The organism is Sphingopyxis sp. P1IMeth2 (assembly GCF_900185685.1).
GTDB classification, from domain to species: domain Bacteria; phylum Pseudomonadota; class Alphaproteobacteria; order Sphingomonadales; family Sphingomonadaceae; genus Sphingopyxis; species Sphingopyxis terrae_A.
The window spans coordinates 611,435-628,653 of sequence record NZ_FYAT01000012.1 but is presented as its reverse complement, the minus strand read 5'-3'; the positions used below and the strand labels follow the sequence as shown (position 1 = coordinate 628,653).

17 protein-coding genes are annotated in these 17,219 nt (G+C 67.3%); 8 read left to right on the top strand and 9 right to left on the bottom strand.

Annotated elements, in window-relative coordinates; translation table 11 throughout:
- Window positions 1–4: 4 nt before the first annotated feature.
- From P1IM2_RS09925 to P1IM2_RS09910, 4 genes are read left to right on the top strand one after another with little or no spacing between them, the layout of a single operon-like run.
- On the top strand, window positions 5–1,045 hold the full coding sequence (locus tag P1IM2_RS09925) for a DUF1611 domain-containing protein (RefSeq protein ID WP_186402342.1): 1,041 nt from the start codon (window positions 5–7) through the stop codon (window positions 1,043–1,045).
- A complete protein-coding gene (locus tag P1IM2_RS09920; protein WP_186402341.1) occupies window positions 1,045–2,181 on the top strand; it encodes a hypothetical protein in 1,137 nt (378 codons plus the stop codon). The genes P1IM2_RS09925 and P1IM2_RS09920 overlap by 1 nt, the downstream gene beginning before the upstream one ends.
- Entirely contained in the window at window positions 2,178–3,755 is a 1,578-nt protein-coding gene (locus P1IM2_RS09915) for a serine hydrolase (RefSeq protein ID WP_186402340.1), read from the top strand. The genes P1IM2_RS09920 and P1IM2_RS09915 overlap by 4 nt, the downstream gene beginning before the upstream one ends.
- Window positions 3,752–4,930, top strand: a complete 1,179-nt coding sequence (locus P1IM2_RS09910) for a membrane dipeptidase (RefSeq protein WP_186402339.1) — start codon at window positions 3,752–3,754, stop codon at window positions 4,928–4,930. The genes P1IM2_RS09915 and P1IM2_RS09910 overlap by 4 nt, the downstream gene beginning before the upstream one ends.
- Before the next feature lies 1 nt (window position 4,931).
- On the opposite strand, the gene P1IM2_RS09905 is transcribed toward P1IM2_RS09910, so the two are convergent.
- Window positions 4,932–5,174: a hypothetical protein gene (locus P1IM2_RS09905; RefSeq protein ID WP_186402338.1), complete on the bottom strand. Its 243-nt coding sequence runs from the start codon at window positions 5,172–5,174 to the stop codon at window positions 4,932–4,934.
- The gene (locus P1IM2_RS09900) at window positions 5,175–6,230 is read right to left on the bottom strand and encodes a Leu/Phe/Val dehydrogenase (protein ID WP_186402541.1); all 1,056 of its coding nucleotides are present in this window, start codon (window positions 6,228–6,230) and stop codon (window positions 5,175–5,177) included. It abuts the gene before it with no gap.
- 151 nt (window positions 6,231–6,381) lie between these two features.
- Between P1IM2_RS09900 and P1IM2_RS09895 the strand changes: the two genes are divergently transcribed.
- Window positions 6,382–6,843: an Lrp/AsnC family transcriptional regulator gene (locus P1IM2_RS09895; RefSeq protein ID WP_058813303.1), complete on the top strand. Its 462-nt coding sequence runs from the start codon at window positions 6,382–6,384 to the stop codon at window positions 6,841–6,843.
- A 2-nt stretch (window positions 6,844–6,845) separates the two neighbouring features.
- Here P1IM2_RS09895 and P1IM2_RS09890 read toward each other — a convergent pair whose 3' ends face one another.
- A complete protein-coding gene (locus P1IM2_RS09890) occupies window positions 6,846–8,300 on the bottom strand; it encodes a CHAD domain-containing protein (protein ID WP_186402337.1) in 1,455 nt (484 codons plus the stop codon).
- 246 nt (window positions 8,301–8,546) lie between these two features.
- Between P1IM2_RS09890 and P1IM2_RS09885 the strand changes: the two genes are divergently transcribed.
- The 3 genes from P1IM2_RS09885 to P1IM2_RS09875 all read left to right on the top strand — a co-directional run bounded on the left by P1IM2_RS09885 (window position 8,547) and on the right by P1IM2_RS09875 (window position 11,387).
- A complete protein-coding gene (locus P1IM2_RS09885; RefSeq protein WP_186402336.1) occupies window positions 8,547–9,170 on the top strand; it encodes a hypothetical protein in 624 nt (207 codons plus the stop codon).
- A 148-nt stretch (window positions 9,171–9,318) separates the two neighbouring features.
- Complete coding sequence (locus tag P1IM2_RS09880) at window positions 9,319–10,053, top strand: response regulator (RefSeq protein ID WP_186402335.1); 735 nt, start codon at window positions 9,319–9,321, stop codon at window positions 10,051–10,053.
- Window positions 10,050–11,387: a sensor histidine kinase gene (locus P1IM2_RS09875; protein ID WP_186402334.1), complete on the top strand. Its 1,338-nt coding sequence runs from the start codon at window positions 10,050–10,052 to the stop codon at window positions 11,385–11,387. Before P1IM2_RS09880 ends, P1IM2_RS09875 begins: the two co-directional genes overlap by 4 nt.
- 9 nt (window positions 11,388–11,396) lie before the next feature.
- On the opposite strand, the gene P1IM2_RS09870 is transcribed toward P1IM2_RS09875, so the two are convergent.
- The 6 genes from P1IM2_RS09870 to P1IM2_RS09845 all read right to left on the bottom strand — a co-directional run bounded on the left by P1IM2_RS09870 (window position 11,397) and on the right by P1IM2_RS09845 (window position 17,109).
- Window positions 11,397–11,771, bottom strand: a complete 375-nt coding sequence (locus P1IM2_RS09870; protein ID WP_186402333.1) for a hypothetical protein — start codon at window positions 11,769–11,771, stop codon at window positions 11,397–11,399.
- A 46-nt stretch (window positions 11,772–11,817) separates the two neighbouring features.
- Window positions 11,818–12,618 (bottom strand): acyl-CoA thioesterase, encoded by an 801-nt coding sequence (locus tag P1IM2_RS09865; RefSeq protein WP_062902790.1) that lies wholly within the window; start codon window positions 12,616–12,618, stop codon window positions 11,818–11,820.
- An 8-nt stretch (window positions 12,619–12,626) separates the two neighbouring features.
- Entirely contained in the window at window positions 12,627–13,799 is a 1,173-nt protein-coding gene (locus tag P1IM2_RS09860; protein WP_186402332.1) for a trans-acting enoyl reductase family protein, read from the bottom strand.
- A 111-nt stretch (window positions 13,800–13,910) separates the two neighbouring features.
- A complete protein-coding gene (gene rsmA / locus P1IM2_RS09855; protein WP_260833970.1) occupies window positions 13,911–14,753 on the bottom strand; it encodes a 16S rRNA (adenine(1518)-N(6)/adenine(1519)-N(6))-dimethyltransferase RsmA in 843 nt (280 codons plus the stop codon).
- Window positions 14,750–15,769: a 4-hydroxythreonine-4-phosphate dehydrogenase PdxA gene (gene pdxA, locus P1IM2_RS09850; RefSeq protein WP_409574532.1), complete on the bottom strand. Its 1,020-nt coding sequence runs from the start codon at window positions 15,767–15,769 to the stop codon at window positions 14,750–14,752. Before pdxA ends, rsmA begins: the two co-directional genes overlap by 4 nt.
- Complete coding sequence (locus P1IM2_RS09845) at window positions 15,769–17,109, bottom strand: peptidylprolyl isomerase (RefSeq protein WP_186402330.1); 1,341 nt, start codon at window positions 17,107–17,109, stop codon at window positions 15,769–15,771. Before P1IM2_RS09845 ends, pdxA begins: the two co-directional genes overlap by 1 nt.
- Window positions 17,110–17,219: the final 110 nt, after the last annotated feature.

Sequence of the window (17,219 nt, the reverse complement as noted above, 5' to 3'; positions counted from 1 at the left end):
AGCGATGAACGCGCCGACGGGCCGGCTGGACAGCCAGCTCACCCTCCCGCAGCCCTATCTGCTCTTTCTGGGCGACACGACCGAGGCGGGCTATGCCAAGACCGCCTTTGGCCTTGCCGACTGGGCCGCCGACCGCTGCGTCGGCGAATGGGGGATCGGCGGCTGCACCGTCACCACCGGCCTGCCGCGCCTGTCGCCGGCAGAGGCGCGGGCGGCGGGCGCGCGTTCGCTGGTCATCGGCGTCGCCAATCAGGGGGGCATCATCGGCGACAGCTGGGTCGCGGTGCTCGTCGAGGCGATGGAGGCGGGGCTCGACATCGTGAGCGGGCTTCACGTCCGGCTGACGAGCATCCCCGCGCTCGCCGATGCAGCGCGGCGCACCGGCCAGCGGCTGATCGACGTTCGCACCCCGCCGCCTTCGATTCCGATCGGCAACGGCCGCAAGCGCAGCGGCAAGCGGCTGCTGACCGTCGGCACCGATTGTGCCTTGGGCAAGAAATATACCGCGCTGGCGCTGCACCGCGCCTTTGCCGAGCGCGGGATCGACGCCGATTTCCGTGCCACTGGGCAGACGGGGATCATGATCGCGGGCGGCGGGATGCCGATGGATGCGGTGGTGTCGGATTTCGAAGCGGGTGCCGCCGAAATGCTGAGCCCCGACGCGCCTGCCGATCACTGGGATCTGATCGAGGGGCAGGGGTCGATCTTCAACCCCGCCTATGCCGCGGTATCGCTCGGCCTGCTCCACGGCAGCCAGCCAGACGTATTCGTCGTCTGCCACGATCCGACGCGCACGGTCATTCTGGGAATGGAAAGCTTCGCCCTGCCGAGCATCGAGGAGGTGATCGACCTGACGATCCGGCTCGGCGGCCGGACCAATCCCGCGATCCGCTGCGGCGGCGTCAGCCTCAACACCTCGGGCTATGATGCCGATGCGGCCGCGGCGCTGATGGCGGCGGAGGCGGCACGGCTGGGCCTGCCGGTCGCCGATCCGATCCGCGGCGGCGCGGCGTTCGCGGCGCTCGTCGAAAACTGTCTCGCGTGATGGTGGGCGAGGCGGGCAGCGGAGGGAGCTGGTTTCAGCGCTTTCTGCTGCCTGGTTTCGCGCTGAAGGCGGTCATCATCGGCGGCGGCTATGCGACGGGCCGCGAACTGGCCGAATATTTCGTGCCGGCCGGACCGTGGGGCGGGCTTGCCGGGATGCTGCTCGCGACGCTGATCTGGAGCGTGGTCGCGGCGCTGACCTTCGCGCTCGCGCGGCAATTGCACGCCTATGACTATCGCAGCTTCTTCCAGCAATTGCTCGGCCCCGGCTGGGTGCTGTTCGAGGCGGCCTATCTGATCTTCGTCGTGCTGATCCTCGCGGTGTTCGGCGCCGCCGCCGGCGCGATCGGCGCGGCGACCTTCGGCTGGCCTGAACTGATGGGAGCGGTCGTGCTGGCCGCCGCGATCCTGTTCGCGACCGCGTTCGGCGAAGCGGGGGTCGAGCGCCTGTTCAAATATGCCTCGATGCTGATCTATGCGGTCTATGCGCTGTTCCTCTTCTTTGCGCTGACCCGCTTTGGCGACCGCATCGGCGCGGGTTTCGCCGCGGCCGGACCGCCGGCGGACGGGTGGATGGCGGGCGGCATCACCTATGCGAGCTATAACATCGTCGGGGCGGTCGTCGTGCTGCCGGTGCTGCGCCACCTGACGAGCCGCCGCGACGCGTTGATCGCGGGCGCGATCGCCGGGCCGCTGACCATGCTGCCCGCGATCCTGTTCTTCGTGGCGATGATGGCCTTTTATCCCGGCATCGGCGACGAGACGCTGCCCTCCGACTTTCTTTTGCGGCAGATGGCGGTGCCGGGCTTTCACCTGCTGTTCCAGCTGATGATCTTCACCGCGCTGCTCGAAAGCGGGGTGGGGGCGATCCATGCGATCAACGAACGGATCGCGGGTGCGTTCGAGGCGCGCGGTCGCGCGGCGCCCGGCACCGCGGGACGCGCGCTGATCGGCGCGGCAATCCTGGCGGCTTGCATGTTCGTCGCGGCGCGCGTCGGGCTCGTCGACCTGATCGCGAGCGGATACCGCATCCTCGCCTGGCTGTTCCTGGCCGTTTACGTCGTCCCGCTGCTGGGGATCGGCACCTATCGCCTCGTCAAGCGGGGCCCCTCGTCCATGCAGGAGGTTCGTCCATGAAATCCGCGCGTCTGCTGGCGGCATCGCTGATGCTCGCCTTTTCGGTGCCCGCCTGGGCCGAGCCGCCCGCCGACATCGGCGACAGCGTCGAGGCGCTGCGCCAGAAGATCGGCGCGGTCGGCGTGTCGATCGCGATCGTCGAGGACGGCCGGACGACGCTGGCGCGCGGCTGGGGCGTGCGCAAGCTGGGCGAGAGCGCGCCGGTCGACGCCGAAACCATCTTTCAGACGGGATCGACCGGCAAGGCGATGACCGCCGCCGCGCTGGCGGTGCTCGTCGATCAGGGCAAGATCGCGTGGGACGATCCGGTTATCAAGCATATGCCGTGGTTCCGCATGTACGACCCGTGGGTCACGCGCGAGATCACGATCCGCGATCTGCTCGTCCACCGGAGCGGGCTGGGGCTGGGGCAGGGCGACCTGATGTTCGTGCCGCGCACCTATCTGACGCGCAAGCAGACGGTCGAGCGCGTCGCCTTTCTCAAGCCCAAGACGAGTTTCCGCTCGGCCTATGCCTATGACAATATCCTCTATGCCGTTGCCGGGCAGTTGATCGAGGAGGTGACCGGCCAGCGCTGGGAGGATTTCATCCGCGAGCATGTGCTGCGCGCCGGCGGCATGAAGAATGCGACGAGCGATAGCGAAGACCGCTTCCGTATCCCCAACCGCTCGTGGCCGCATGCGCGCCTGTCGGGGGCGCTGCGCGGGCTGGGGCCGCAGCAGGCGCTCGACGAACGCGACGAGCTCGGCCGCAACGGTGCGCCCGCGGGCGGACTGGCGCTGAGCGCCGACGATATGGCGGCGTGGCTGAAGATCCAGCTTGCCCATGGCGCGCTGCCGGGCGGCGGACGGCTGTTCAGCGAGGAACAAGCGAAGCAGATGTGGACCCCGGTAACGCCGATGCCGATCACCGAACTGCCCGACAGCCTGAAACCCGCGCAGCCGATGCAGCAGGCCTATGCGCTCGGCTGGCAGGTGCAGGATTATCGCGGCCACCGCATCATCCAGCACAGCGGCGGCGTGTTCGGTTCGATCACGCGCGTCGTGATGATTCCCGACAAGAATGTCGGCTTTGCGATCATGATGAACAGCGAGGACAGCGGGATGATCCTGGGGCTGACCTACGAGCTGCTCGACCATTATCTTGGGGCACCCGATTATGGCTGGACGACCAAATGGCAGGACTGGTTCGAGGCGCGGCTGGCGGGCGGCGTCGAATATCTGAAACAGGCGAAGGCATCGCCGGAGAGGGTCGGCCCGTCGCTGAAGCCCGCGGGCTATGCGGGGCGCTATCGCGATCCGTGGTACGGCGATGTCGTGATCGCCGACGGCGCGAAGGGGCTGACGATCGACTTCACCTCGACCCCGCACATGGCGGGGCGGCTCAAGCATTGGCAGTATGACAGCTTCGTCACCGAATTCGACGATGCCGCGATCGAGCCCGCCTATTTGACCTTCGCGCTCGACGCCGACGGCAAGGTGACCGGCGTGACGATGAAGCCCGTCAGCATGATCGCCGATTTCAGCTGGGACTATCAGGATCTCGACCTCAAGCCCGTGGAGGACAAGAAGTGAAGCGCATTGCCATTCTACTCGCCGCCACCGCGCTGTCCGCCTGTTCGGCGGCGGGCGACAAGCCGGAGGCGGCGCCGCCGCCGCTGCACAGCCGGATGCTGGTACTCGACACCCATCTCGACACGCCGCTCCACTTCGAGCGGCAGGGCTGGAACTTCGCCGACCGGCACGATCTGGCGACCGACCTGTCGCAGCTCGATATCCCGAGGATGCGCGACGGCAATCTCGATGGCGGTTTCTTTGCCATCTACACCGAACAGGGGCCGTTGACCCCGGCGGGCTACGCCGCGGCGCTTGCCCATGCGCGCAAACGGTCCGACCTGATCGACAAGATGATCGCCGACAACAGCGGCGTCATCGGCGCGGCGCGCACCGCCGAGGATGCGCGGCGGCAGAACAAGGAGGGCAAGCTCGTCGCCTTCAAGTCGATGGAGAACAGCTATCCGCTCGGCGAGGATCTCTCGCTGTTGCAGGAGTTCTTTGACAAGGGCGTGCGGCTGGCGGGGCCGGTCCATTCGGCGAACAATGAGTTTGCCGACAGCGCGACCGACAAGCCGCGCTGGAACGGGCTGAGCCCGCTCGGCAAGCAATGGGTGGCCGAAATGAACCGGCTGGGCATCGTGATCGACGCGAGCCATTCGTCGGACGCGACCTTCGACCAGATCCTGCAATTGTCGAAATATCCGATCCTGCTCTCGCATTCGAGCCTGCGGTCGGCGCATGACCATCCACGAAACCTAGACGAAGGACGCTTGCGCAAGCTGGCCGAAAAGGGCGGGGCGATGTGCATTTCGACGATCTTCATGTCCGAGATGAACATGTCGCCGGCGCGCGCCAAGCTGTTCGGAGAATATGAGCATATCGGCGAGATGACGCCCGAAGCGCAGGCGGACCTGACGCGTCAGTGGCGCGAACTCGACAAGAGCGAGGCGATGTGGGCCGCGGATTTTGAGGATTATATGAAGATGGTGCTACGCGCGATCGAGGTCGGCGGCGTCGATCATATCTGCTTCGGCGCCGACTGGGACGGCGGCGGCGGCCTGAAGGGCATCGAGGATATTTCGGCCTTGCCGAAAGTCACCGAACGGCTGAAGGCCGCAGGCTATTCGGACGCCGACATCGAAAAAATGTGGAGCGGCAACATCCTGCGCGTCGTCGCGGCGCAGGGGAAATAGCCTATTCGGCGAGGGCGGCTTCGATCATTGCGACATCAGTCACGGCGAAGAGCGCGCCGAGTTTGGATGCGATGACGGCCGCCGCGCCACCGTCGAGGCCAGGTACGTCGATCCGCAGTCGCATCGCGCCGTCGCCGGTCTGCATGGCAACCGCCGCGGGGACGAGGCCGCGCTGCCCGAAGAAGCCGGTGATGCGGGGAAGCGACTGCGGATCGGCGAGCGCGGCGATGTGAAAGCGGTGCATTCAGGCCGCCGCGCGCTGTGCCCCGGCCGCGATGACCTCCTCGGCCATTTCGTCGGCGACGACGGCAGGCGAGCGTCCTTCCTGTGCGGCGCGGTCGAGGAGTGCGGTCACGCGCGGAGCGATCTTCGCCACGCGCGCCGCAACCTCGGCTTCGTCTTCGCCCAGATATTCGGCCGATACGCTGATGATCCCGCCCGCGTTGGCGACATAATCGGGGACATAGGCGATGCCGCGCGCCATCAGCAGGTCGGCGACCGCCGGTTCGGCGAGCTGGTTGTTCGCGGCGCCGCACACCAGCCGCGCCTTCAGCCCGCCGACGCTTTCGGCATTGAGGGCGCCGCCGAGGGCGCAGGGGGCGAGGATGTCGGCTTCGACGCGAAGGATGTCGTCGACATGCACGACCTCTGCCTCGTGGATCGCCGCGAGCCGGTCGCGCCGCGCGGGGTTCGGATCGGCGATGACGAGCCGCGCTCCGGCGTCGGCGAGGCGGCGGCAGAGGTCGGCGCCGACATTGCCCGTGCCCTGCACCGCGACGGTCAGGCCGGTAAGGTCGCGGCCCAGCGTGTGCGCCGCCGCTGCCTGCATCGCGTCGAAGACGCCGCGCGCGGTCCAGGGCGAGGGGTCGCCGCCCGCGCGGCCGCCCGCAGGGGGCAGGCCGGCGACGTGGCGCGTGACGCCCGCGATATCCTGCATGTCGGCGACGGTGGTGCCGACGTCCTCGGCGGTTACGTAGAGCCCGCCGAGCGCCTCGACCGCGCGGCCGAAAGCGCGGAACAGCGCTGTGCGGTCGAACGAGCCGGCGGGGCGGCGCAGCACCGCCTTGGCGCCGCCGAAGGGCAGGCCCGCGAGCGCATTCTTGTAGCTCATCCCCTCGGCCAGCCGCAGCGCATCGGCGAGCGCGCCATCGACATCGTCATAGTGCCACAGGCGGCAACCGCCAGCGCCCGGCCCGAGCGCGGTCGAGTGAATTGCGATCACGCCGTCGAGGCCGGCGGCGGCATCGAACAGGCGGACGCATTCGACCGGCGGGGTCATACGGGCGGGGCGGCTGACCATCATGGTTCTCCTTGAAATGATTGGCGGAATGGCTGGTGTAAATTCGCTCAGCCTTATCGCATCATGTCGCCGGACATACTTGTTCGCATTTTCGTCCGCATTGGCGATTTTGGGGATGTTGAAACCGGAATTCGGCTGATATGAGAAATGAATGACCGACCTTGATCCGTTCGAGATAAAAATCCTTCGCGAATTGCAGCGCGACGCGAGTCAGACGACCGCCGAGATCGCCGATCGCGTCGGGCTGTCGGTGTCGCCCTGCTGGCGGCGTATCGACCGGCTGGAGCGCGAGGGATTTATTCGGAAACGCGTCGCGATTGTCGACCGGCGCAAGGTCGGACTGAACGCGCATGTCTTTGCGCAAGTGAAGCTCAACGCGCACGGCCGCGCCAATCTTGATGAATTCAGCGCGACGATCCGCGGCTTTCCCGAAGTGCTCGATGCCTATGTGCTGATGGGGACGACCGATTTCATGCTGCGTATCGTCGCGCGCGACATCGACGCCTATGAACGCTTCTTCTTCGATCAGCTGAGCAAGCTGCCCGGCGTCCAGGAAATCAATTCGACGGTCGCGCTGTCCGAGATCAAGTCGACGACCGAACTGCCGCTATAGGCTCAGCGCCAGAAAGGGGCGGCATCGCGGAGCGCGCGAAAGGCGGTGCGCGCTTCGCCGAGCAGGCGCTCGCGATCGCCAGTGGCGAAAAGTGCGACCACTTCGGGAACCGCATCGAGCGACAGGCTGCGCAGCAATTGGGGTGCGGTGGCGATGTCGTTGAGCGCGCCGAGATGGTCCTGCAGCGCCTCGGTGAGCTTGGCATGATCGCGCAGGGCCGCAGACTGCCCGTCGTCGGAAAACAGCGGTGCGAAGAAATCGGCGGTGTAGCGCAGCTTCTTGACCGTCTTGCGGAGGCGGTGCCGGGCTGCATCGTCGAGGCGCGCGAAGTGGCGCCCGCGCTTGCGGACCTTCCGGTGCAGCCGGTCCAGCGCCTCGGCCGCGAAACCGCGTACCGGACGTGCGCATGGCGCCGCGGCTTCATCACCCGTGCGCCAGTCGCCGATGGTGAGCCACTCGACGAAATCGAGCATCAGATGCCGCGCGCGCGGAGCAAGCAGCGCTGCGGTGGCGCGCGCATAGGCGGCTTCGCGCGCGGGACGCAGCCGGTCGGCGAGGGCGCCCGGTCCGGCGCGCACGGCGAGAACGTCGAGATCGCGCGCCGCGCCCAATTCGCCAGCAAGCCAGCGTAGCTCGTCGTCCCAGCGCGCGGCAGCGGAGGGCGGAAACAGCGGCGCGTGAACCGCGAGCGCCGAACGCAGCCGTCGCAGCGCGACGCGCGCCTGATGCAGCGCGCCGGGATCGCCGCGCTTGATCACCGTTGCGGCGTTGAGGCGGAACTGGCGCAGGCAGGCGCGGGCGATGGCGCAAAACGCCTCCGCCGCCGTGATCCCGGCCGCCAGCGCCACCGGCCGGGCTTTTTCGGCGGGAGCCGGCGGCGCGAGCAGCCGGTAGCCGCGGTCGGCCTTGCTGAGTATAGCGATCTGAACCGGGGTTGCCGCATCGATCCGGCGGGCGAGGGCGAACAGCGCGGGGATTGCGCTGCCCTTTGCCTCGAGCTCGATCTCGTCGATCGGGGTTTCGGCGTCGGGGGTGGCGACGCGGGCGTGATCGAGTGCGACCTCGATCCCGCCCAAATCCCAGAGCATCCGTTCGTTTTCGATCGTAAAGACGGGGCCAAGCTTCGCCGTGCGCGCGCCCAGCGTCGCCGCGACTGGGGTGCGATCGTCGAGCACGGGGATGTCGCCTTCCACCGCAAATTCCCATTCGGCGCGTGCGAAGAGGCCTGCGGCCGCGGCGCGCGCCTTCACCGTCTGGAGGCGCTTGGTGCCGCTCGTGCGGATACGCAGCGAAAAGCCCGCGGCGGCGAGCGCGCGGTCGGGAGTGTCGAAATAGACCGCATGCTGGGCGATCATCGTCGGCGGCGCGCCGAACAGCGCCGGCCAATCGACCGTGCTGCGCGCGTCCGGCGCGAGTTCGAGCTTGAGCTCGACCTCTTCGCTCGACTTGCCGCCCATCCCTTGCCCCTCTTGCGATCGCCACCGACCCGTGCCGCTGCTTAGCGCCTTCGCGTCCGGATTGCCATCGCCTGGCGGCGCAGCCGGAACTTGCCGTGGGATGAACGCGGGGGGCGTTTTGCGACATTTTGCGACACTATTCCGACGATGCGGCAATGCTGTGGGACAAACGGAGCCTAGAAGGGTGTCATCGGGACCGAAGGCTCTCCCCCCTTTCATGTGGTCCCTTGGACAGGAGTTCGTGACGTGAAGAAAAAGATGACCCTTTTGACGCTGGGCGCCGCGCTGATCGCGGTGCCGGTGCTGGCTGCCCCCGGCGGCGACCGCAACATGGGCGACGCCAACAAGGACGGCGTGCTGACCCGCGCTGAGGTCGAAGCGCACGCCAAGGCGATGTTCGTCAAGCTTGACATCAACAAGGACGGCAAGCTCGACCAGGCCGATCGCGCCGCACGCCATGCCGAAAAGCGCGCCCAGATGTTCGACCGCCTTGACGCCAACAAGGATGGCAGCATCAGCAAGGCCGAATGGGACCAGGCCGATGCCGCGCGCCAGGCGAAGCGCGCCGAATGGAAAGCCAAGCGCGGCGAACGCGCCGGTGCGCCGGGCGGAGGCGGCGAGCGGCACGCGATGCGCGGCCATCACGGCGGCAAGCGCGGCGGACATGGCGGTCCGGGCGGCTGGATGAAGGCCGATGCCAGTGGCGACAAGGCAATCAGCCAGGCCGAATTTGTCGCCGGCGCGCTGGCGCGCTTCGACCGGTTGGATACCAACAAGGACGGCAAGGTGACAGCGGAAGAGCGGCAGGCCATGCGCCAAGGGATGCGCGACAAGCGCGGTGCGCCGCCGGCGCCGCCCGCCGCCAACTGATTGGCAGCGACGCGGGCGGCGTGGGCGGGCCTATCCCCCCTCCCTGGCCCCCCACGCTGGCATTGCCTTTGCCGCCGCGTCCTGCCAGCTATCGCCCATCGGCCCCCTGCGGGCCGGTGGGCGAACTATTTATTTGTAGCGGATAACCATGACCGATAGCGACACCCCCCGCATTCTGCTGATCGACGACGAACCGTCGATCCGCGAGCCGCTTTCCGAATATCTGGAGGCGCAGGGATTTGCCGTGACCGACGCGGCCAATGCCGCCGAAGCGCGGTCGGTGCTGCGCGCGCAATCGGTCGACCTGGTAGTAAGCGACATCATGATGCCCGGCGAAGACGGCCTGTCGCTGACCCGCCATCTGCGCGAGACGAGCAGCATCCCCGTGATCCTGCTCACCGCGCGCGCCGAAGATACCGAGCGCATCATCGGGCTGGAGATCGGCGCCGATGACTATGTCGTCAAACCCTTCAACCCGCGCGAACTGGTCGCGCGCATCCGCACCGTGCTGCGCCGGACGCAGGCGAACGGCCGCGCGGTCGATCCGGGCGGGACGAGCTATGCCTTCGGGCCGTGGGTGCTGCGCGAGGTCGAACGCGTGCTGGTCGACGAGGCGGGCACCGAAGTCGCGCTGTCGTCGGGCGAATATCACTTGCTTCACGCGCTGGTGCGCCATCCGCGACAGGTGATGAGCCGCGACCGGCTGCTCGATCTGGTGCGCGGGCGCGAGGCCGACATCTTCGACCGCGCGATCGACAATCTGGTCAGCCGCCTGCGCAAGAAGATCGAGGAAGACCCCACGCACCCGCAGATCGTCAAGACGGTGTGGGGCGGCGGCTATACGCTGGCTTGCGAGGTCAAGCGGCTGGGGCCGGCCGCATGAGCATTCGTCTGTGGCCGCGCAGCCTGATCGGGCAGTTGGTGCTGGCCGTCGCAGCGATGCTCTTCGTCGCGCAGGGGATCAATTTCGTGATGCTCGCACGCGGCCAGAAGCAGCAGACGCTTGCGCATGGCGGCGGCATGGCGGTCGCACGGATCATCGATGCGATCGATCGCGACCGACGCGGCCGGATCGACGACGGCGCCGCGAGAGGCCGGCACGACCGGGTCCAGAAACTACTGATTACCGACGGGCCGCCGCCGCTGATTCCGGGGTCGGTGCCGCTTGCCGACCTGTCAGCCTATGTCGCCGACCTGCTGAGCGAGGGCGGGGTCAAGGCGAGCGAGGTGTCCGCGTGGGCGATGCCGCTGCGGCCGCGTGCGCAGAAGACCAGCTATCCCGGCCGCGTCGTCGTGGTGAGCGCGCGCGTCGACGGGCGCTATTTCACCGTGCGGAGCCGCATTCCGGCGACCGGCGGGCGCCTGCAAGGCTTTTTGCTATGGCAGACGCTGTCGCTCTATCTGCTGCTCCTCGTGCCGATCATCCTGATCGCGTGGCGCGTCGCGGCGCCGCTGCGCGAGTTGACCCGCGCGGTGCGGGCCAATCCGGCGGCGCGCGATCTGCCGCCGATCGACGAGGCGGGTCCGTCCGACGTGCGCGACCTGATTGCGGCGTTCAACGCCTATCGCGCGCGCATCGGCACGATGCTCGCCGACAAGGACCGGATGCTGGGTGCGGTCGGCCACGATCTGCGCACCCCGCTCGCAAGTCTGCGCGTCCGCGTCGAGCAGGTCGACGACGACCTGCTGCGCGAAAAGATGATCGCCTCGATCGAGGAAATGACCGCGATGCTGGCCGACATATTGGCGCTCGCGCGGTCGGGGGCGGGAACCGAGGCGCCCGAGGCGATCGCGCTGCCGCTGCTACTGCGCGAACTGACGGCAGACTATGGCGAGCAGGGCAAGGATGTCGCGGCGGGCGCGCTCGCCGAGGCGGCGGTGCGGGCGCGCCCGATGCTGCTGCGCCGGGCGCTGCGCAACCTGATCGACAATGCGCTGGCCTATGGCGTTCGCGCGCGGCTGTCGGTGGTGCGCGAGGGCGACCATGCGCGCATCATCGTGTCCGATGACGGCCCGGGGCTGACCGACGAGCAAATCCGCACGCTGGTCGAACCCTTTGCGCGCGGCGAGCAGTCGCGGAACCGCGCGACGGGTGGCGCCGGCCTCGGCCTGTCGATCGCGCGCGAGATTGCGGCGGGCGAGGGCGGCGAGCTGGTACTGGCGAACCGCCCGGGCGGCGGGCTCGAAGCCGCGATTGTGCTACCGGTTCTGACGTAAGTCGGGTGGTTAGCCGAAGTCCGCTGGCATCGCACTGGGTTCGCTGACCATCGCAAATCGGACCTCAGCGAAGTTCACCTGCAATGTGTCTTCCAGCGCAACCGCGTAACCCTCGATGAGCGGTAGCCGCTGTTCGTGAAGGTGAAGGATGATGCCAAGGCCAAAATCCAGCCCTTCAACCGCGACCCAAACATGCTCTCCTAAATGAAGACTTTCCCGGCGAGGGGCAATCGGTGCAGCTAGGGTTGTGAAGAAACCTCCGCCGGTGTTTTCGCGTGACAACACCTCAGCATCGAGCAGACGGTCAAGACCTCTTGCGAGATTACCAGCTTCTGCAAAAATTGCCTGCAATGCGGCGCGTTCCAGTTGAGTCAGGCCAGCCATCTGGTTTTTTTGGCTTCGATCACCTAAGTCCGCGATGGGGTCGTTATCAGGCGTAAATCGCAATCGCCTGGCTGCCGTGCAGCACCGGTTCGCCGGCGCGGTTCCACAGCATCATGTCCTGCACCGACAGCCCGTTGCGGGCGAAGCCGGTCTTGGCTGAGAGCAGCCACCAGCCGTCGTCGGTCTCGGGCTTTGCGGTGAGCATGTTGACCGTCCAGTTCATCGAGCTGATCGGACCGAATTCGGTGAACAGCGCCATCGCCGCGGGGGGCAGCGCATCGCCCATCGCGAGCAGCGCGACCGCCGGATGACAGGCGGGCTCTTCGACAAAGCGCACCCAGGTCAGATATTCGCCGACATCGCTTTTCCAGTTGAAGCGCGGGCCGGTCGTCGGGCGCATGTCGAAATGGCGGGTGAAGCTGGGCCGCGCCTTGTGCTCGGGCACCGGCTGAAGCGTTTCGGGGGCGGGCGCGTCGGGTATGGCGAGCCGGTCGTGATCGAGATGGCTTTGCCGGTCGGGCGAGAAGGCGAAGACCGCGGCGGTGCCGAAGCCTGCATCGCTGGTGACGCCAGCGTCGATGAACAGGCTCGATTTCGATTGGCGCAGCACGCGCGTATGCACGGTGCAATCGCCGCTGACCGGCCCGACGAAGCTGATCTGCGCATAGCGAAGCGGCGCCTCGGTCGGGTGGAGCGCCATCGTGCCGGCGAGCGCGACCGCCGAGCTGATCCCGCCATAGGCCGTGCGGCCCTGCATCCAGCCGTCGTCGATATGCGCCGTCGCGACATTGCCGTCGACGCGCAGGGTGGAGAGCAGCGCGTCGAGCGCGCTGGGGGAGCTTGTCATCGGTAAACTCAATCCTCGATCTGGAAGGTCAGTCCGGCATGGGCGGTCAGCCGGTCGATCAGGGCCTGACCAAGCAGCGCGCCGGGGGTCCACACGCCGCCCGCGCCATCGGTTTCGAGCAGCGTCATGCCGGTTTCGGCGAGCATCTTCGACGTCGATCCATAGCCGGGGTCGCGGTCGCCCTGGACGCTGGCGCGGATCGTGGTGCCGTCGGGATATTCGCCAACGAAGAGGATGTCATAGAAGCCGTTTTCGCGCTCTTCCTTGCTCGGTCCCTCGCCGGGTTTGAGCTTGGATTCGCCGAAGGGGTTCGCCTTCGCCATCGCTTCGGCCATCGCCTTTCCGGCCTCGCCGATCGTCGTCATCACCATCTCGTCATAGACAAGGTCGGACCCCCATGGGTGGCCGAGCAGGAAATTGGTGCGGTGGACATTTTTGGTGTTGATCGGCGCCATCACGAAGGGCGCAGTCCAGGTGCCGGTCGCATGATCATATTCGGGGATCAGTCCCGACGGCTGGTGCGGACCTTCGAACCCCGGGGTCAGCGCGAAGGAGGATTTGAGCAACAGCGCGAGCGACGGCTTCTTGGCGACGGCCTTCAGTGTTTCGGTCAGGCTGGCGATGGTGCCGCCCGAGGCGCCGCCCTGCATCTTGCGTACGCGGCCCTTCACGCGCGGCGCGGGTTTGCCGTGGCGCTTCACCGCCTCGGCCTGGAGAAACAGCACGCCGAGGTCGAAGGGGATCGAATCGAAGCCGCACGAAAAGGTGATGCGCGCGCCCGATGCCTGCGCCTGATCCTGATGCGCGTCGATCATCTCGCGCATCCAGCCGGGCTCGCCGCACAGATCGGCATAGGCGGTTCCGGCCTTGGCGCAGGCGTTGACGAGGTCGCTGCCATAAAGCTGATAGGGGCCGACGGTGGTCAGCACGACGCGCGTGCGATGCGCCATCATGTCGAGGCTGGCGGGCTCGCTGGCGTCGGCGACGACGAGCGGCGTGTCGGCCGGCGCGCCGATCAGGTCGCGCACCTCGGCAAGCTTGTCGAGACTGCGTCCCGCCATCGCCCATTTGGGCGCGTCCTTGCGGCCGCCATAATGCTGCACGAAATATTCGGCGACGAGGCGGCCGGTAAAGCCGGTCGCACCATAGACGATGATGTCGAATTCGCGGGCCTCTGCCACGGCACCCTCCCATTTACGTAAACGTTAACTAAAGGCTAGCGCAGATGGGCGGCCGTGCCAAGGGGCGTCGCGTCGCGTCGCGCCGGGTCCGCGGGCCTCAATCCACCAGCGTCAGGCGGCGGGCGTCAGCGACCGTGCAAGCGCCACCCATTCGGCTACGCTGACCGTCTCAGCGCGCCGGGTCGGATCGATACCGAGCGCGTCCAGCGCCTCGATCGCGCCGGGAACCCCCTTGAGGCTCTGGCGCAGCATCTTGCGGCGCTGTCCGAACCCCTTTTCGGTGAGCTTCGACAGCACCGCAGGCGACACGCCTGGCGGTTCGTCTCCCGGGGTGACATGGACGATCGCCGACATCACCTTGGGCGGCGGGGTGAACGCCGAGCGGTGGACCCTCATCGCGAGCTTCGCCTGGGCGCGCCACTGCGCCAGCACCGCGAGCCGCCCGTAAGCCGAGCTGCCGACGGGGGCGACGATGCGTTCGGCGACCTCGAGCTGGAACATCAGCGTCAGCGACAGCCATTGCGGCGGCCAGGCAGCGGGTTCGAGCCAGCGCGTGAACAGTGCGGTACCGACATTATAGGGAAGGTTGGCGACGATATGATAGGGGCCGCCCGCCAGCGCGTTCGCATCGACCGCCATCGCGTCGTCTGACACGACGGTCAACCGGCCGTCGAAGGCATCGGCAAGATCGGCGAGCAGCGGCAGGCAGCGTTCGTCGCGTTCGACCGCGATCACCCGCGCCCCGGCGCGCAGCAGCGCGCGCGTCAGCCCGCCCGGTCCGGGACCGACCTCGAACACCGTCTCGCCGTCGAGATTGCCGGGGATCGCCGCGACGCGATCGAGCAATTGTTCGTCGAAAAGGAAATTCTGCCCAAGCGCCTTGCTGGCCGAGAGGCCGTGCGCGCGCACGACATCGCGCAGCGGCGGCAGCGGACGATTGGGCTGCGTCGTCACGCGGCGGCGGCGCAGCCGCGCGCCCGCGCCCCGGCCATCCGCGCGGCCATTGCGATCGCGGCGATCGTCGGTCCGGGATCGGCGGTTCCCGAACCCGCGATGTTGAAGGCGGTGCCATGATCGGGCGAGGTACGGATGATCGGCAGCCCGAGCGTCAGGTTGACGCCGTCGTGGAAATGCAGCGCCTTGAACGGCGCCAGCGCCTGATCGTGATAGCCGCAGAGCAGAGCGTCATAGCGGTCGCGGATGCCGGGTGCGAACAGCGCATCGGCGGCGAGCGGGCCGTCGACGACGATCCCCTCGGCGGCAAGCTGCTCGATCGCGGGGGCGATGATGCGGATTTCCTCGTCGCCGAGTCGGCCGCTTTCGCCGGCATGGGGGTTGAGCCCGGCCATCGCGAGGCGCGGCTGGGCGATACCGAAGTCGCGGATCAGGCCGCGCACGACGATGCGCGCCTTGGCAACGATAAGCTCGGCGGTCAGGCGTTCGGGCACCTCGGCGAGCGGGATATGGACGGTCAGCGGTACGACGCGCAGGCCGGGGCCGGCGAGCATCATCACCGCATTGGTCGCGGTAACGCCGCAGCGTTCGGCGATGAATTCGGTCTGTCCCGGATGGGTATAGCCGATGCTTTGCAGCGCATGTTTCGACACCGGACCCGTCACCAGCGCCGCGGCGGCGCCGTTGCGGGTGAGACCGATGCCGGTTTCCAGCGCATGCAGGGCGCAAGTCGCGCCGGCCGCAGTCGGTTCGCCGGGGGTGAGGGGGCCGCTGTCCTCGAGATGCCAGACGGGCAGCGCCGTGTCGAACAGCCGTCCGGCCTCCTCCATGTCGTTGACGCGAACGATCGGACCGTCCCAGACGGCTTCGATCACCGCAGCGTCGCCGACGGTGACGAAGGGGGGAAGGTCGTGCTTGTCGCGTTCGGCCCAGGCGCGGGCCGCAACTTCGGGACCGACGCCCGCCGGGTCGCCCATGGTGACCGCGATCGGGCGTCGTTTAATCATAGCCGTCATCAATTATATTCGATCACCGCATCCCGGCGCAGGTCGCGCAGATAGCGTTGCGCGCGCTTGTTGACCTTGTCCTCGAGCAGCTTCTGCTCGATCGCCTGAACGTCGGGAGCGGTCGCCGATTCAGGCAGGTCGCGGCCGCAAAGGACCAGGACGCTGACCCCTTCATTGGCGGCGCCGAACGGCTGAGTGACTTGGCCGATCTGCATGTTGGTCAGCGTGTTCTGCAGCTGCGGTGGCAATGCGCGCATCGAGATATTGTCGCGCGACACGACATTCGCGCCGAGCTTGGCGGCGATATCGTCGGCCGCGCCGCAACCGGCGATGCTGCGCGTCGCGTCGGCGAACTGGCTGGCGAGCTCGCTCGCCTTAGCTTCGGTCGTGCCGGGGGCGAAATCGAGCGACACCTGCTTGAGGCTGAGCACCGCGTCGCGCGGGTCGGCCGTCAGAACCTGGCGCCGGTCGATCATCAGCAGGATCGATATCCCGCCCGGGACTTCGACCGGGCCGACGAGCTGGCCGGGCTGCATGTTGAGCGCCGCCTGCGCCATCGACGGCGGAAGGGTCGCGGGGCGGACCCAGCCGAGATCGCCGCCAACGACCGCGGTCGAGGCTTCGGAGAATTGGCGTGCATAGGCAGCGAAGCTGCCGCCGGCCTGAAGCGCCTGAATGATCTTTTGCGCATTCGCCATCACGGCGGCGGCATTTTCGGGCGTCGTCGCGAGATAGATTTCGCCGAGGTGCAGTTCGTCCTGACCCTTGGCCTCCTGCAGCCGCTTGACCACCGCTTCCACCTCGTCGGTCGATACATTGGTCGTCGACTGGATATTGCGCGACAGCAGGCGGTCCCAAGCAAATTCGCCGCGGATTTGCTGCTTCACCGCGGCGGCCGAAGACCCCTTGGACGCGAGATATTTGCTGAATTCGTCGGGCGTCTGCTTGAAACGCGCCGCCAGCCGGGCAAATTGTTCGTTGATGACATTTTCGTCGATGTCGATCTTTGCCGCGCGGGCTTCCTGAATCTGGAGCTTTTCGTCGATCAGGTTGCTGAACACCTGCTGGCGCAGCCGCTGAATTTCCTCGGCGGGCAATTCCATATTGTTGTTCGCAATGCGGATCAGCGCCATGCGCTGCTCGATGTCGGTCGCGGTGATGACTTCGCCGTTGACGATCGCCGAGGGGCGATAGACGTTGGGCTTGCCGTCGCCGTAAAGCTGGACATTGCCGGGAATGGCGAGGTTGGTCGCAGGGGTTTCGCTGTCGGCTACGGTCTGGGCCGACACCGGGACGGACCCCACGGCCGCAGCGGCAATCAGTCCGAACATGGTCGAAATTTTGGTCATTGCCATCCTATTCGAGTAAGAATGCGACGCTCCGTATCAGCGGAAGCGCCCGATGGTCCAGCGCAATCCGCCATCCGGACCTTTGAAGCCGGGAGATAGCGGGAAAACGC

Excerpts from the sequence above, each read along its gene's own strand:
- P1IM2_RS09925 (WP_186402342.1), top strand. The coding sequence starts at position 5 with ATGAACGCGCCGACGGGCCGGCTGGACAGCCAGCTCACCCTCCCGCAG.
- P1IM2_RS09920 (WP_186402341.1), top strand. The coding sequence starts at position 1,045 with ATGGTGGGCGAGGCGGGCAGCGGAGGGAGCTGGTTTCAGCGCTTTCTG.
- P1IM2_RS09915 (WP_186402340.1), top strand. The coding sequence starts at position 2,178 with ATGAAATCCGCGCGTCTGCTGGCGGCATCGCTGATGCTCGCCTTTTCG.
- P1IM2_RS09905 (WP_186402338.1), bottom strand. The coding sequence starts at position 5,174 with ATGCACCGCTTTCACATCGCCGCGCTCGCCGATCCGCAGTCGCTTCCC.
- P1IM2_RS09900 (WP_186402541.1), bottom strand. The coding sequence starts at position 6,230 with ATGGTCAGCCGCCCCGCCCGTATGACCCCGCCGGTCGAATGCGTCCGC.
- P1IM2_RS09895 (WP_058813303.1), top strand. The coding sequence starts at position 6,382 with ATGACCGACCTTGATCCGTTCGAGATAAAAATCCTTCGCGAATTGCAG.
- P1IM2_RS09890 (WP_186402337.1), bottom strand. The coding sequence starts at position 8,300 with ATGGGCGGCAAGTCGAGCGAAGAGGTCGAGCTCAAGCTCGAACTCGCG.
- P1IM2_RS09880 (WP_186402335.1), top strand. The coding sequence starts at position 9,319 with ATGACCGATAGCGACACCCCCCGCATTCTGCTGATCGACGACGAACCG.
- P1IM2_RS09875 (WP_186402334.1), top strand. The coding sequence starts at position 10,050 with ATGAGCATTCGTCTGTGGCCGCGCAGCCTGATCGGGCAGTTGGTGCTG.
- P1IM2_RS09870 (WP_186402333.1), bottom strand. The coding sequence starts at position 11,771 with ATGGCTGGCCTGACTCAACTGGAACGCGCCGCATTGCAGGCAATTTTT.
- P1IM2_RS09865 (WP_062902790.1), bottom strand. The coding sequence starts at position 12,618 with ATGACAAGCTCCCCCAGCGCGCTCGACGCGCTGCTCTCCACCCTGCGC.
- pdxA (WP_409574532.1), bottom strand. The coding sequence starts at position 15,769 with ATGACGGCTATGATTAAACGACGCCCGATCGCGGTCACCATGGGCGAC.
- P1IM2_RS09845 (WP_186402330.1), bottom strand. The coding sequence starts at position 17,109 with ATGACCAAAATTTCGACCATGTTCGGACTGATTGCCGCTGCGGCCGTG.